The organism is Pirellulales bacterium (assembly GCA_035499655.1).
Taxonomy (GTDB): domain Bacteria; phylum Planctomycetota; class Planctomycetia; order Pirellulales; family JADZDJ01; genus DATJYL01.
In genome coordinates this window covers 1-15,054 of the sequence record DATJYL010000088.1, presented here as the reverse complement: position 1 = coordinate 15,054, position 15,054 = coordinate 1, and the positions used below count along the sequence as shown (strand labels likewise).

15 protein-coding genes are annotated in these 15,054 nt (G+C 56.2%); 8 read left to right on the top strand and 7 right to left on the bottom strand.

The features are described from left to right. Positions 1–853: 853 nt before the first annotated feature. Positions 854–1,048, top strand: a complete 195-nt coding sequence (locus VMJ32_06380; GenBank protein ID HTQ38633.1) for a DUF433 domain-containing protein — start codon at positions 854–856, stop codon at positions 1,046–1,048. Positions 1,049–1,078: 30 nt separating this feature from the next. On the opposite strand, the gene VMJ32_06375 is transcribed toward VMJ32_06380, so the two are convergent. The 3 genes from VMJ32_06375 to VMJ32_06365 all read right to left on the bottom strand — a co-directional run bounded on the left by VMJ32_06375 (position 1,079) and on the right by VMJ32_06365 (position 2,206). Continuing rightward, complete coding sequence (locus VMJ32_06375; protein ID HTQ38632.1) at positions 1,079–1,390, bottom strand: helix-turn-helix transcriptional regulator; 312 nt, start codon at positions 1,388–1,390, stop codon at positions 1,079–1,081. Next, positions 1,390–1,749, bottom strand: a complete 360-nt coding sequence (locus VMJ32_06370) for a type II toxin-antitoxin system RelE/ParE family toxin (protein ID HTQ38631.1) — start codon at positions 1,747–1,749, stop codon at positions 1,390–1,392. The genes VMJ32_06375 and VMJ32_06370 overlap by 1 nt, the downstream gene beginning before the upstream one ends. 133 nt (positions 1,750–1,882) lie before the next feature. After that, positions 1,883–2,206, bottom strand: a complete 324-nt coding sequence (locus VMJ32_06365) for a cupin domain-containing protein (protein ID HTQ38630.1) — start codon at positions 2,204–2,206, stop codon at positions 1,883–1,885. 137 nt (positions 2,207–2,343) lie between these two features. Between VMJ32_06365 and VMJ32_06360 the strand changes: the two genes are divergently transcribed. Both VMJ32_06360 and VMJ32_06355 read left to right on the top strand, forming a co-directional pair. After that, on the top strand, positions 2,344–3,537 hold the full coding sequence (locus VMJ32_06360; protein ID HTQ38629.1) for an exo-alpha-sialidase: 1,194 nt from the start codon (positions 2,344–2,346) through the stop codon (positions 3,535–3,537). 22 nt (positions 3,538–3,559) lie between these two features. Further along, complete coding sequence (locus VMJ32_06355) at positions 3,560–3,877, top strand: MoaD/ThiS family protein (protein ID HTQ38628.1); 318 nt, start codon at positions 3,560–3,562, stop codon at positions 3,875–3,877. A gap of 231 nt (positions 3,878–4,108) precedes the next feature. On the opposite strand, the gene VMJ32_06350 is transcribed toward VMJ32_06355, so the two are convergent. Then, positions 4,109–4,393 carry a ferredoxin family protein gene (locus tag VMJ32_06350; protein ID HTQ38627.1) on the bottom strand — a complete coding sequence of 95 codons (285 nt, stop codon included), beginning with the start codon at positions 4,391–4,393 and terminating at the stop codon, positions 4,109–4,111. A 594-nt stretch (positions 4,394–4,987) separates the two neighbouring features. On the opposite strand from VMJ32_06350, the gene VMJ32_06345 reads away from it, so the two are divergent. The 5 genes from VMJ32_06345 (at position 4,988) to VMJ32_06325 (ending at position 10,388) form a co-directional block, all read left to right on the top strand. Next, the gene (locus VMJ32_06345; protein ID HTQ38626.1) at positions 4,988–5,569 is read left to right on the top strand and encodes a sigma-70 family RNA polymerase sigma factor; all 582 of its coding nucleotides are present in this window, start codon (positions 4,988–4,990) and stop codon (positions 5,567–5,569) included. 495 nt (positions 5,570–6,064) lie between these two features. Next, positions 6,065–7,501, top strand: coding sequence for a Gfo/Idh/MocA family oxidoreductase (locus tag VMJ32_06340; protein ID HTQ38625.1), 1,437 nt, complete (start codon positions 6,065–6,067; stop codon positions 7,499–7,501). Positions 7,502–7,799: 298 nt separating this feature from the next. Further along, positions 7,800–8,945: a PQQ-binding-like beta-propeller repeat protein gene (locus VMJ32_06335; protein HTQ38624.1), complete on the top strand. Its 1,146-nt coding sequence runs from the start codon at positions 7,800–7,802 to the stop codon at positions 8,943–8,945. 72 nt (positions 8,946–9,017) lie between these two features. After that, positions 9,018–9,506 (top strand): hypothetical protein, encoded by a 489-nt coding sequence (locus VMJ32_06330; GenBank protein ID HTQ38623.1) that lies wholly within the window; start codon positions 9,018–9,020, stop codon positions 9,504–9,506. Positions 9,507–9,509: 3 nt separating this feature from the next. Beyond that, positions 9,510–10,388, top strand: a complete 879-nt coding sequence (locus tag VMJ32_06325) for a class I SAM-dependent methyltransferase (GenBank protein ID HTQ38622.1) — start codon at positions 9,510–9,512, stop codon at positions 10,386–10,388. Positions 10,389–10,411: 23 nt separating this feature from the next. Here VMJ32_06325 and VMJ32_06320 read toward each other — a convergent pair whose 3' ends face one another. From VMJ32_06320 to VMJ32_06310, 3 genes are all read right to left on the bottom strand, one after another. Further along, the gene (locus tag VMJ32_06320; GenBank protein ID HTQ38621.1) at positions 10,412–11,179 is read right to left on the bottom strand and encodes an SDR family NAD(P)-dependent oxidoreductase; all 768 of its coding nucleotides are present in this window, start codon (positions 11,177–11,179) and stop codon (positions 10,412–10,414) included. 28 nt (positions 11,180–11,207) lie between these two features. Beyond that, on the bottom strand, positions 11,208–12,596 hold the full coding sequence (locus VMJ32_06315) for an HlyD family efflux transporter periplasmic adaptor subunit (GenBank protein HTQ38620.1): 1,389 nt from the start codon (positions 12,594–12,596) through the stop codon (positions 11,208–11,210). A gap of 137 nt (positions 12,597–12,733) precedes the next feature. After that, positions 12,734–15,054 (bottom strand): ABC transporter permease (locus VMJ32_06310; GenBank protein ID HTQ38619.1); only part of this gene is annotated, 2,321 nt, incomplete at its 5' end.

Sequence of the window (15,054 nt, the reverse complement as noted above, 5' to 3'; positions counted from 1 at the left end):
CTTCCTGGCCAACGCCACCGGCGACCGCGTCATCGCACGTGTGGTTTCCATGACGCATTGATGTAAACTGTTTTCCCATTGGAATCAATAGGGTTTCAACAAAGCCCTTCCATCACTGATTATTGGTCATTTGAGCGGCATCAAACGAGCATTACTCGAAGGTGAAAAACGACCAACATTTCTTGAATTTCTCCATACTGAGCTTCGGTCGAGAAGGGGCATCTACGCGCTCTACAGTAAAAGAGGACAGTTGTACTACACAGGTAAAGCGACTGATCTATCGAAGCGACTGAACCAACATCTGAAAGACAGGCATGGCGAAAGCTGGGATAGGATGGCTCTCTTTCTTGTTGCTGACTCGGTCAATGTTGCAGAACTAGAAGGCCTCGTTGTGGCAACGGCCAAACCGCCCGGCAACAAACAGAAACCGAGAATCGGGCAAGATCTCCGAACGACTACGTAGGTACTTACGGCAAGACGCAGTTCTGCAAATTGATCAAGCAATCTATCCTGAGAAACAGCGGCCCCTAGATACTCTCTCACGTCGCATAACCGCAAAAAAATTGACAAGTGTAAGTCAGTCACAACTTGCCAGGGTTCTCGGTGTTTCTCAGCCATTCATCAGTCATCTTTCCAGGAATGGAAAGATGAGGAAATATATTCTGGAAGCAGGAAAACGAGATGCCGTCTTGCTTCTTTTGCAGAAAGCTAAAGCCAATAAAATTTGAGAACGTGCCGATTAACTATTTTGCAGATACAGGCATGGCAACAATCGTCTGATCAAATTTCGATTTTGCCGGGTTGGTGCCCGATCTGCTATACTTGAAGCAAGCCCAGCGGAGCCAAATCAACCATGGTTGTCTTCGACCGAATTACATCCGATCCGGCGGTGATGAATGGCCAGCCATGCATTCGTGGTCTGCGGCTCACCGTGCGCCGCGTGCTGGAAGCGCTGGCCACTTATCCCGACCGCGAACAACTGCGGGCCGAATATCCGGAATTGGAAGATGAAGATATCCGGCAGGCCCTGGAATACGCCGCCGCGTAGCTGTGCCGCAGCTTGCTTGTTGAAAAGTGCTCATGCCGCATCGGTGAACTGACTTATCCGAATATCGCCGCCGGGCAGGTGAGCGATCAGTTCCAGCTTGCCGCCTAGTGCCTGAATCAGTCGGTTCAGCGTGCTGATTTGCATGTCGTCTTGTGATTCCAGCCGCGAGAGTGTCGGCTGCTTGATGCCCAAAATCGCCGCCATTTCTTCCTGGGTTTGCCCAGTCAGACGGCGAATTTCCGCTAGCAGCATTTCCGCCATCATTTCTTTGGCTTTTGCTCGGGCCCGCGCCAAGCTCTCCGGCTTCATTTTTGCCTGAAGTTCTCGAAAGTTTTTTGCCATTAGATCAATCCTTCTTTGCGGAGCGCTTCCAAATGCTCATCGTACAATCGATCCGCCAGTGGAATCATGCGCTCATAAAATCGTGTATCACCAGTTTTATCCCCTCCAATTAACAGAATCGCGAACCGGCGAGGATCAAATGCGAAAAAGGTTCTGAGTGGAGTGCCGCGATGCTGTGTTCGCAATTCTTTCATGTTGGAGTGCTTTGAATTCTGCACCGAATCCACATGCGGTCGAGGAAGATGCGGGCCGCGCTCTTGCAGCAATTCAACAGATGCTTCTATGGCTTCCCGTTCTCCTTCCTCGAGCGTATTCCACCACGACTCAAACTCATCGGTGAATTCAACTTCCCACGCCATAATTATAGCCTATAAACTATATGTGTCAAAAGCTATGAATGCCTTCCGGCGTGATCGAGTGTTTAGCAGCGGTGGATAGGTCCACAGCTAATATACAAACTGGACCACTCCCAGAAAGGGTGGTCAGTAGTTCTTAATAAAACACTCCCAGCCACACGGTCGGTTGTGTCGGGTCGGTCCAGTCGATGCGGTGGCGGCGGTGGGCGGGGATGTTGATGCACGAGCCGGTAACCATTTCCAGCGGCTCATTTTGATCTTCAAACGCCAGTCGAGCAGCGCCGGAAATTAGCACCACAAATTCATGCTCGTCTTGGTCGTACCAAAAGCCCGGCGGTGAAGCGTGCCCTTGCGACACGACGCGCACAATCTGTACTCCCGGCACGCGTACTAGCACATCCACCAATTCCTCGGGTAAACTCTCCGGAATCTCCGCCAGCAGATTTTCTATGCCACGCATCGCTGCCTTCTCCAATCTGGACTCCGTAATCAGTAATCTGCAATCTCTTCATTCCGAAATACTCCCGTCAAGGTCTCTCTGGAACTTTAAACCAAATGGTTTATAATGCCGGCGTCTGATTTACCCAGGAGAAACCCATGAGCGGCATCCGCCTCCTCGTTGGCACCAAAAAAGGCGCCTTCATTTGCACGTCCGACGGCAAGCGCAAAAAATGGAATATCGAAGGCCCTCTGTTTGCCGGATGGGAAATTTACCACATCAAAGGATCGCCCATTGATCCCAACCGCATTTACGCCTCGCAAACCAGCGATTGGTTTGGCCAGGTCATTCAGAGCTCCGAGGACGGCGGCAAAACGTGGATCCAGCCCGGCACGCCGCCGGGCGAGCCCACCACCACGCCCGAAGGCTTTCCCAAAGGGGAAAGTAACAAATTTGTGTACGACACTTCGCCCGAAACCGGCCGCCCGCTGACCACGCACCAATGGTACGATGGCACCCAGCACCCCTGGGAATTCAAGCGCGTCTGGCATCTGGAACCATCACCGACTGACCCCGACGTCGTTTACGCCGGCGTGGAAGATGCCGCGCTATTTCGCTCGTCCGACGGCGGCCGGTCCTGGCACGAACTTGCCGGCTTGCGCGGCCACGGCACTGGACCCAAATGGTCGCCCGGGGCCGGCGGCATGGGCTTGCACACCATTCTGATCGACCCGAAAAATCCGCAGCGAATCTACGTCGCCATCTCCGCCGCCGGGGCCTTCCGCACTGACGACGGCGGCAAAAACTGGAAGCCCATCAATCGCGGCCTGCGGAACGATTATCTCCCCGACCCCACGCCTGAAGTCGGATTCTGCGTTCACGACATGGTTCTGCATCCGTCTCGGCCAAATACCGTGTTCATGCAATTGCACGGCGGCGGTGGAATTTTGCGCACCGACAACGCCGGCGATCAGTGGACAGTGGTCCGTGGCAACCTGCCGACCGATTTCGGCTTCCCGATCGACGTTCACGCCCATGAACCGGAAACCATTTACTGCGTTCCCATGGAGCAAATGCCGGCGCGAACTCCGCCCGAAGCCAAACTGCGCGTCTACCGCAGCCGAAGCGGCGGAAACCAATGGGAACCCCTTTCCCGCGGCCTGCCGCAAGAAAATTGCTTTGTGAACGTGCTGCGCGAAGCAATGGCCGTCGATTCGCTCGATCCTTGCGGAGTCTACTTCGGCACTAGCGGCGGCGAGGTGTACGCCTCAGCCGATGCCGGCGACAGTTGGGCTCCCGTCGCCGAACATTTCCCGTACGTCCTTTCCGTCGAAGCCCAAACGTTGCCCTGATCGCTACACCGACGAACTTATCGTGAATCCCGCCGATACCAAAATAATTCGCGTCGCGCTTCCTTATCACCTGCGACTGCTGGCGCACATCACCGGCGAAGCCCAGCTCGAAGTTGCCGGCCAACTCACCCAGCGCTCACTACTTGATGCCCTGGAAGCTCGTTACCCCATGCTCTGCGGCACCATTCGCGATCAGACGACCGGCAAGCGCCGGCCCTTCCTGCGCTATTACGCCTGCCAGGAAGATCTTTCCCTGGAGTCACCCGACACGCCGCTCCCCGCGGCCATCGCATCAGGCGCCGAACCATTCCTGATTATCGGAGCCATCGCAGGCGGCTAGAGATCGTTTCACGATCATGTAGCGGCCCCGGCGCGCCGGGGTCCCCAGCCGCTGAGGACAGCGGCTACTACATCCGCTACACGTTCGTGGGATGCGCTCTAGAGCCAAATCCCCTCCACCCGCGCTGCCAAACAAAAAGCCCGGGTCCAACAACCCGGGCCTGGTAGTTCAATTCGTACTTCAAACGTCGCACTTTCGCCCAGTGCACCGCACAGCTCATCCCTGCCGCGCTTACTCGCCTTCTTTAACCAGCGGTTCCTTCTTCTCGGTGATGACCGGGCATTGGGGCGCCATTTCGGCATTCAGGGCGGTAAAATCTTTCCACTGCTCCGGCAGGTTGTCTTCGTGGAAAATGGCTTCGACGGGGCATTCAGGCACACAGGCCTCGCAATCGATGCATTCATCCGGATGAATGTACAGCATCATCTCCCCTTCGTAGAAACACTCGACCGGGCAGACCACTACGCAGTCAGTGTATTTGCATCCGAAGCACGGCTCGGCGACAACGTGAGTCATTGACCAATCGCTCCTTTCACAGGAAAGTTTGCACCACAGATTGCCCTGGGCAACTTCTTGTATCGAACAGACTTTAGCGGGTAATTCAGAGTTTCTGCGCGAATCATAGTTACGCAGGCAGGCACTGTCAACCGCTCCGGACCAGCGAAAATGGCAAGTTGTAGGGGCTATTTCAGACCTCCCAGTGAAAGCCTGGCTTGAAGATACAAGGCCGTACCCCGGTACCGGTCAGGCAATTTTTAAGGGATGCCAATTTCGGGAAGCAACGACCCGGTGTAAAGCACGAAGATCGAGGTGGATTGCATCGGGTAGCGTCTTGCCCGTTCAGTCGAAGAATGTATGGCTCGATCGGGGCTTTCGTATTGCCTCAGCCATTTATTGTACGTAAAATCTAGGAAGTAGGGCCTTTGCGCGCTCGAGCAAGTCCGGATATTTGTTTTCAGTTCGCACGGGATTTCCGATTCCTGGACACACAGGAGGTGTCGGCGGCGTGGTCCGCGGGGACCGCCAGATCTGCTGAAAATCCCAGCACCGCCGAAGCCTGGAATCGCCTGACCATCGGGCAGTCGGCGGGGGCGAAAGGTTGTTGTTGCCGTGGCATTGTCGGAAATCGATCGCAATTTGTTGGGCCGCTGTCTCGCCCGAAAACCCCGGGCGTGGGAAGATTTCGTAGATCGATACATGGGCCTGGTGTTGCATGTGATCGATCATTCGGCCCAAAGCCGCGCCGTTCGACTGGCGCCCCCCGACCGTGAAGATTTGGTCGGCGAAGTGTTCCTGGCGATTGTAAAGGACGATTTCGCCGTACTGCGCCGCTTTCGTGGCGAAGCTAGCTTGGCCACGTATCTCACCGTCATCACCCGGCGCGTGGCCATCAACAGGCTCGTTCACAAACGCAATGTTCATACCGGCGATGGAGTCGTGCACCAAGCCATGCGGGTGCTGCCCGACAACGGTTTTGCGCCGGGGCAACCGCTGAGTAATCGAGACGAAGTCACCCGACTGCTGGAGGAACTCGAAGGAACCGAGGCCCAGGTCGTGCGCATGTATCATCTAGAAGGCAAAAGCTACCAGGAAATTAGTTCTTTAATGGGCATGCCCGAAAACAGCATCGGGCCAACTCTTTCACGTGCCCGCGAAAAAATGCGCCGCGCCGCCGGCATCGCCGCGGAATAAGGCATCGCCTAATTTCAACGGTTGAACCGCGGCCGTGTTAAAATTTTTCCTACCAAACTGCGCACCCTGATTGACAATGGAAAAATAATTGCATATACACAGTATGCAACCTGTTTCCGGCTTGTTTGATCGATAACACACCGACGGTTTGTCGAACAGGGGGGGCGGTTGCTCACAGCTCAGATTCCTGGCCCTCGGCGAGTTAAGCGCCGTCCCCCTGTTCCACAAACCGCTTGCCAGTTCCCCACTGCACCCGCTGCTCATGCGGCCTTCTGTGTGATTCGCCTTCGTCGCGCCACCGATGGCGTTTCTAGCTCCCCACCCTCTTTGCAGGGCACTGCCAGGGAAGGTACAGTAAAGGTTCGAAGAGCTGGTTATCAACCGTCTCGGGGGGGGATTGGTGCTAAGCCGACAATAGGGCGCACGCTGCGCCGAACAGCCGGGCTTGGGCCGCTCTAGCAATCACCGCTCCCCAATCTCAGCGAGGTAATTTTCATGTCGCACCGCGGAACTAATCGTCGACAGTTTTTGCAAACCGCAGCCGCCGCCGGCGCTGCCTCCATGACGCCCTATTGGTTTACCAGCCGGGCCGGTGCACAAGAATCCTCAGCCAACGATCGCCACGTGATCGGCTGCATCGGCACCGGCGACCGCTGGCACGGCGCGATTGGGCCGGGAATCAAAAAACACGGCGACATCGTGGCCGTCTGCGATGTCGATAAAAATCATCTTCACAACAACGGCTTACAAGTCGCCGGCGAAAAGGCGGATGCCTACGAAGATTACCGCCGCATCTTGGATCGCAAGGATATCGACATCGTCACCGTCACCACGCCCGACCATTGGCACAGCAAAATCTTGATCGAAGCGATGCAAGCCGGCAAAGATGTCTACTGCGAAAAGCCGATGACCCTGACCATCGACGAAGGCAAAAAAATCTGCCAGGTGCAAAAGCAAACGGGCCGTGTCGTTCAGGTCGGCACGCAACAGCGCGATTCGTTTTGGACCAAACTGCCACGGTTCGAAAGCGACATTACGCCTCCAAAATTCCATCGGCAGTTCTTGCTTGCCGTAGCGCTGGCCCAGTCTGGCCGGTTAGGCAATGTGCAGCGGGCGAAAATTGTGATTCGTACCAACCCGGTTTGCCCCGCATTACCGACGGTTGACGTACCGGCGGAGCTCAATTGGGACATGTGGCAGGGCCAAGCGCCGCTGGCCGATTACGTGCAAGGCGCCAATGCCCAGTCTTCCAATAAAAGCTTTCCCGCCAGCCGCTGCCACTACGAATTCCGTTGGTGGTACGAATACTCCGGCGGTAAGCTCACCGATTGGGGCGCTCACCACATCGATATCGCCCAATGGGCCATCGAAATGGACCACAGCGGTCCGGTCAGTGTGGAATCGACCGGCGAAATGCCCGTGCCCTACGAGAACGGATTTGCCACCGTCCACGACCAATACAATTGCCCTAAAAAGTTTAACGTCACTTGCAAATTCCCCAACGGCAAGGAAATGACCATCGCCAGCGGAAATGAAGACAGCATTTGGATCGAAGGCGACAAGGGGGAACTTAAAGTCAACCGCGACACGCTGAAAGACATCACCGGCGATGCCGTCATCAGCATGATCGATGATCCACTGCCTGATGATTTGTTCCTTAAACTCTGCAAAGGGAAGAAACTACAGCCGGAAGAACACGAACTGGAATCGCACATGGCGAACTTCATTGAATGTGTGCGCGATCGCTCGCTGCCCATTTCCGACGTGCATACGCACCATCGAGCTGTCAGCACGTGCCATTTGGCAAACATCTCGCTCCGCTTGAACCGCCCGCTCCAGTGGGATCCAGAAAAGGAAGAAATCGTCGGCGACAGCGACGCTAACAACTGGGTGGCCCGCGAGCAGCGCAAAGGATACGAAATTAAGGTGTAAAAACCGCGCCACGGCAGGACCTTGGGAAGGGGCGCGAAGCGACACAGTTTCCAAGCCATCAAATGCCTTATTCAGCCCCGGCTTCCAGGTCGGGGTTTCTTAGGCGTTGAAGGTGCGGTCGTCCACAGGATTCGATATACTCGAATTGATGCTTCTCGACCGATCAATCCACCGTACAAGCGTTCGCATCGGCCGTGCAATTCCGAGATTGCTGGTTCTTGGTTCGTTGTTGCTGGCGTCGTCCGTTGTTCGCGCGGGGGACAACTGGCCGCAATTCCGTGGCCCGGAGGGCAACGGCATGTCCGATGCCACCGGCCTGCCGACGACCTTCAGCGAAACGGAAAATGTTCGCTGGAAAACTCCCATTCACGGCAAAGGGTGGAGCAGTCCCGTCGTGTGGGGCAATCAAATCTGGCTCACCACGGCCCCGGAAGACGGCAAGCAAATGTTTGCCGTCTGCGTCGATTTGAAGAGCGGCCAGATTCTGCACGACATTAAGCTCTGGGACATCGACAAGCCGCAATTCTGCCATCCTTACAACAGCTACGCCTCGCCGACGCCCGCCATCGAGGAGGGCCGGGTCTACGTTCACTTTGGCGCGCATGGTACGGCGGCCATCGATACCGCCACGGGCGAAAAAGTGTGGGAGCGGCAAGATTTACCTTGCAACCATTTTCGCGGTCCCGGTTCGTCGCCAATCATCGTCGACAACTTGTTGGTTTTGACCTTCGACGGCTTCGATTACAACTATTTGGTTGCTCTCGACAAGCACACGGGCAACACGGTCTGGAAACGCGATCGCAACATTGACTACGGCACCGACAACGGTGATTACCACAAAGCCTTCAGCACGCCGCAAGTGATCGAAGCCGCGGGTCGGCGGCAATTGATTAGCCCCAGCGCCGGCGCCACGATTGCCTACGACCCTACCACCGGCGATGAACTTTGGCGCATTCGCTCCGGCGGCATGAACGCTTCCGCTCGGCCGCTCTATTCGGAAGAGACCGCTTACTGCATCGCGCCGGACGGCGGTTTCGGCTTGTTCGCCTTCAAGCCTGAGGGAACTGGCGACATTACCAGCCAGGTGTTGTGGAAAATAAAGAAAAATATCCCTTCTCGAGGATCGCCGATTTTGCTGGACGGCTTGCTGTATCTCTCCAATAACGTAGGCGGCATCATGTCAGCCATTGATGCTAAGGCGGGCCAGACGGTTTGGACCAACCGTCACGGCGGAAACATTACCGCCTCGCCCGTCTATGCCGACGGGAAGATTTACTTTTTCGATGAAGAAGGAACCGCACCCGTCTTGGAGCCCGGGAACGAATACAAATTGCTGGCGGATAACCATTTGGACGACGGCTGCATGGCGTCGCCGGCAATTGTCGGCCACGCGCTGATTGTCCGCACTAAGAAGGCCTTGTATCGCATCGAAAAAACTCCCTAACCGGCAATTGGAGAAGTGGCGCGGATGAATCATAATGGAAGTTCATCGCCAATTTCGCTTCCTTGTGATTCCATGAGCCAAATATCGTCTCCAGTGCCGCCCAGGTCGGATTCCGCTGCGCTCAGCCGGCGTCCAAGTTTTCGGGCCGTAGGCTGGGGCGTTGCCGCCATTGTCGGCGGATCGTTAGCCGTAACCACGGTCATTGGCGTCGCCGCAATCTTGGGAATGCTGGCGGCCGGCAACAGTCCGGAAGACATTGTGGCGAAATTACCCAATTCTTTGGCGCTGGCCATTTTCTGCGCGGCAGGCGGAACATTGATGAGCGTGATGGGCGGATATTCGGCCGCCGTCATCGCCGGGCGTTCTCCCATTCGTCATGCCATCTGGGCCGGCGCACTAGCAGTGCCGATCAATTTGGTTTGGGCGGCTGTCTTGGGCGATTCCGGACCAGTATGGCTCACAGCGTTGGCAACGGTTTTGATTGTTCCTTGTGCTGCGCTGGGCGGCTGGTTGGCTACGCCGATTCCAACCGTTGTGGCTGCTCCAGCGCACGAGCGCTAGCACATGTTCGTGCCCCGCGAGTACGAGCTTCTCGATTTCGGTGGCGGCCGAAAACTTGAGCGTTTTGGGCCGATTGTGCTCGATCGTCCGGCCCCAGCGGCCAGCGGCGTTCAACCGAGCCGGCCGGAACTATGGAGCGAAGCCGCGGCCCGCTTCGAGATGTTGCCGGCCCGATCCTCCGGCGGCAAACAATCCACTGCCCAGCGTGGCCGTTGGACAACTTTCGGCGAGCTTCCAGTCACGTGGACTGTTTGCCATCAAAAAATCCATTTCGAATTGAAACTTACTCCGTTCGGTCACGTTGGCATTTTTCCGGAACAGGCCGCAAACTGGGATTGGATTGCTGCGCAGCCGCACGCAACTCCGCTGCAAATTCTGAATTTATTTGCGTACACCGGCGGAAGCACGTTGGCGGCCGCCGCAGTTGGCGCGAAAGTTACGCATGTCGACGCAGCGCGGAACATGGTCGCTTGGGCGCGCCGCAACGCGGAGCTTTCCGGGTTATCGGCAGCGCCCATTCGCTGGATTGTGGACGACGCATTGAAGTTTTCCCGGCGCGAACTTAAGCGCGGCAATCGGTACGACGCCGTGATTCTCGACCCGCCCAGCTACGGTCATGGCGCTAGTGGCGAAACCTGGATACTCGAGGATGATTTGCCCGAATTATTGGAAATGTGCCGCGAATTGACGGGGCCGCAGCTGCGATTCCTGCTGCTCACCTGCCACGCGCCGAATTATGATGCCCGCCGGCTGGCCCAATGTTTGGTCACGGCCGGCTTTGCCCAAAATTTGCAGCAAATTGAATCCGGCAATTTGTCGCTCAGCTCAACCGACGGCCTTAATCTGACTGCGGGCGCATTCGCGCGAGCAATCGCAACGTGAATTCAGCGCAAACTTTTTACGCTTCATCGTGTCTCCATCCGCATGGCGCCGTCCAAGCGAATCACAGCACCGTTCAGATACGTGTTTTCAATGATCGATTGCACTAGCTGGGCAAATTCCTCCGGTTTGCCAAAACGCGGCGGAAATGGGATTTGCTCGCTCAGCGATTTCCGCAATTCCTCGGTCGCGGCTCCCATCATCGCGGTTTCAAAAACCCCCGGGGCGACGGCCATCACGCGAATGCCAAACCTTGCCAATTCCCGTGCGGCCGGCAGCGTGAGGCTGGCGACGCCTCCTTTGCTGGCCGCGTAAGCCGCCTGCCCAATTTGTCCATCGAATGCGGCCACCGAAGAGGTGTTGACGATGATGCCCCGCTCGCCATCATCGTTGGGTGTGTTGGCCGACAGCGCCGTAGCCGCCAAACGCAACATGTTGAACGTGCCGATGAGGTTCACTCGCACCAGGCGTTCGAAAAGTCCCAAATCGTGTGGCCCTTGCTTGCCAACGATACGTGCCGCTCCCAAAATTCCCGCGCATTGCACCAAGCCGTGGAGCGAACCGAAATCGCGTTGGGCCGTTTCGATGGCGGCCCGCGCATCTTTCTCATTGGTCACATCAGTATGCACAAACTTGGATGCCGTGCCCAATTCCCGCGTCAATGTCTGCCCGGCTTCATCATTCAAATCGACCACGACGACTCGCCCGTCGTTGGCAACCAATCGCCGGGCACACGCGGCGCCTAATCCGCTGGCTCCGCCCGTGACGAGAAATGTGTGATCTTTGATTTGCATCGCTGGAAGAGAAAAACTTGTCTTTAGGTCAATCTCCATCCGGCAATTGACTGTTCGCTTCGCGATCACGCAAGATGGGCTTAACTCGCGTGCCGTCTTTCAGGCCGGTCTCCGGAGCCAGCACCACCAACTCGTTTTCGTGCAAACCGCTTTTAATTTCCACCGCTTCGTCGTTCATCAAACCGGTTTCAATGGGTTGCAGCTTGGCACGGCCATCGCGGATCGCGAATACCAACCACTTGCCGTCGCCGCCTCGAAACAGCGCCGAGCGCGGCGCCGTCAAGGCATTCTCTTTTTGCGCCGTGAACACTCGCACCCGAATACGGTAATCGGCGCCCAACTCACGCTCTTTCCGCAGCCGAGCCAAATCGTCCGGGTTGAACCCCATGATCACTTTCACGCGCTGTTGCTCCACGCCCAGGGAACTGACTTTGGTGAAGCCCGCCGGATAAATCCGTTTGACCGTCCCGTGGACAGGCGTAGGGCCAATCGCCGGGCCGGAAATTTCCACCTCATCACCCTCCTTCACTTTCACCACATCCTGGCTGAGGATGTCGGCCTCCAATTCCAAATCTTCCAACCGGCCAATTTTCAACAGCACCGTGCCGGCAGTGGCTTGACGCTCGTCGCTGACGGCCCGCTCCAACACCACTCCGTCGACAGGAGAATGTAACTCGCCACGATTGCGGTCGCGTTCCATTTCCTTCAATCGCACGCTGGCCTCTTCTAACTGCATTTTCAACACGTCATGCGTGAGTCCCTTGCGGTCAATGTATTGTTGCACCCCGGTGGGCAATAATGACGTGGCAGCCTGCAGGGCTTCGATGGCCCGCAGCATCAGCAAATCTTGTTGATATTCGACGCCGGCCTGCACCTGTTGCAATTGAGATTGTTCGTACTCGTCCTGAGTGGCGGTTTTGGATTGGTACATCTTGCGGGTCCGATCCACATTGTTGTTGGTGTAGTCGAGCTTGGCGTGGCCCGATTCCACTTGGGCTTTGGCTGCTTCCACCATGTGATTCATCGAATCGACGTAATCCAACGATTGCTTCAACCCGGTAGTCTCGACACTGACGTCGTCGTTTTCGCGGATCGAAGCTTTCAGGCGATCGACGGCCGCCGTCGCCGCTTCAACCGCCAAATCCAAATCGGACGTGACAATGTGGGCCACGACTTGCCCCTGATGGACCGGGGTCCCCTCGACCAAATCGATGGCCGAAATGCGGCCATCCTGCGGCATGGTAATGTTGTATGTTTGAGGCAGCCGCGTTTTGCCGCGCTCGTCGACAAACTCCTGAACTTTGCCGCGTACGACGGCGGCTGCCTCAACAGGCAACCCGCCGTTGAGCGCACTAATCGCGACTGCCGCCAAAACGACGGCAACCAGCGCGACGGCGGCAATCACCCAAGTACGCATCACGGAGTCCAAGTTAGAAATTAAGATTCGAAGTAGGAGCGCCTGCCTGCATCATCAATTGTACTTTACCCCTGGCTGAGGTAGTTTCGGGGGAACGATATTTCTCTACGCCATTGGTTGTTTTTTTCATTCCCCGTTTACTCCTTCACGTTCAAGGCCTCGCGCCAATCCATGCGGTTAATCGCCAGTTGGACAAAAAAATGTGCGGCCAGGCAAAAAATAATCGCCAGGCTAATGACCAGCATCCACACCGCCGGTGGAGTGACCAACGGGAAGCGGAACATTTCGGTGTCAAACCGCACTTTAGTCAGCCACAGCGTCAAAGCATAACCGGCGGGCAAACCCAACAGCGTGCCCAGCGCGTTCACCAACATGCTTTCGCGCAAAAAATATCCGCCGAGTTGATAACCGGTATAACCCACCACGCGCAAAGTAGCCACTTCGCGCCGACGCTCCTCCAAGGCAATCAGCGACGTATTCAACATGCTGCAGAAAAAAATGATACCGGCAAAAAGCGACAACAAGACGATAAAGATCATCTGGGTTTTCAAGGCGGTTTCCACCAGGTTATGAACGGCGTCGGCCTTGGCGGAATAATTTTGCAGCGCTGGGAGCTGCTTGATGTCTTTCAACATTTCGCTTTGTTTTGCCGCACGCGGATCGGTCTGAATTTCAACGCCGGTCACCGCCATTTCCTCGCCGATGAGCCGGCTGAGATAATGGATGTCCGCATACACCGCCAGGCCCACGTAACTGTCGGAGATGTTGACCACGGGCACCGCGCACGTTCGCCGCAGGCCCTTGATTGGCTGCATCAGCACGCTGTCGCCGCGGCTAACCTGCAATAAATCGGCCAGTTTGCGGCTCATCGTCAATCCGACAGGTTCAATGCTCACCACCTGGCCCGCTTGATCGTGCGGCACCAAAAGCCGCCCTGTGGGGACCAAGCCGGTCACCGTCCCTTTGTGGTGATTGGGGCCGTGGAAGAAATCGCACGCCACGTCCAACTCCGGCTCGGCGTAATCCACGCCCGGTAATTTGCGAACTTCCTGCAGCGCGTCCCAGCCGTGTTCATCTTTGAAACCCAAATTCACGTCGCTGTGCATCACCTTTTCGAATTGAAATTCGATAATGTATTCGATGCCGAAACGGAGCATGAAGCCCGTCGTTAAAATCGCGGCCCCCATGCAAGCGGCAAATATTCCCACGGCGGTGCGCGCCTTGTGGCGAACGACGTTCCGCAAAACCATTCGCCAGCCGAAACTCAGTCGCTGCCAAAAATGCGTGAAGTGTTCCAGCCATACTCGCCCGCCAGCCACCGGCGGTTTGGGCCGCATGGCTTCGGCCGGACTCAGCCGTAGCGCCCCGCGAGTCCCTTGCCACGAGCCGATCAGCGAACAGCCCAAGCTGATGGCCAACCCTGTGGCGTACAAATCAGGGTACACCACGTTTTGCAAATGCGGAAATTCGAAGAAATTCCGCAGCACCGACGTGACAAACGTCGCCATCCCGTAGCCCAGCGGAAGTCCAAGCAAACCTCCGCTCAGGCCGACCACGCCCCCAAATTTCAAAAAGTGCCAAAAGACCTGCGCGTTGGAATACCCCAGCGCTTTCAGCGTGCCTACCACATTCCGCTGCTGATCGATCAAGCGCACCATCAGCATATTCAGCACCAACGCGGCCACCGCCAAAAAAATGGCTGGCATAATCTGCGCAAACACTCCCAGGCCGCGAATTTCGTCGCTCAAAAATCGATTCGACGGCTGATCTTTTCTCGCCGTGGTGGAGAACACGCCGTAATCGCTTAACAAATACTCGGCACGTTGCAACACTTCGTCGGGTCGATCTCGCCACTGGGGCGCCAACACCCCCACCACTTGATTGGCCGCGCCATCCATGTCGAACACTTCTTCCGCATAACTCTGCTTCACGTAGAACACCCCAAAGTGTTCCCGATCCGGCGACAAGCTGCCCGGATTCATCAAATATACGAATTCGCTCGATATCGCCGTGGCGACGATGAATAACTCTTCGCGCTGGTTATTTAGTAACAAGTGAATCCATTGACCAGGGTGCAAACCGTGCAAGCGGGCAAATGTGTCGTTCACGATCACTTCGTTGCGACGTTGCTGAGTGAAATAGCTGCCCCGCGTCAACACGATGTCGTTGATAATCGACCGCCGCACGTCGGGCAACGACAACACCAGTCCGTTGATGGGCTGAGCCACATTTTCCAAATCGACGGTGGCATACGATCGAATGCGCGGACGTATTTCGCTGACGCCGGGCAATTGCGCCAGCAGATCGAGTTCAGCCAGCGGCGCTTTTTTCAGGTCGATCCAAAAATCCGCCATCCGACATTGCTGATAGTATTCCTGCTTGGCCTGATCCAAATTGTTGTAGGCCGACCGCATGTAAATGAAGCACATTACGCCCACGGCAATCAGACTGGTGATCG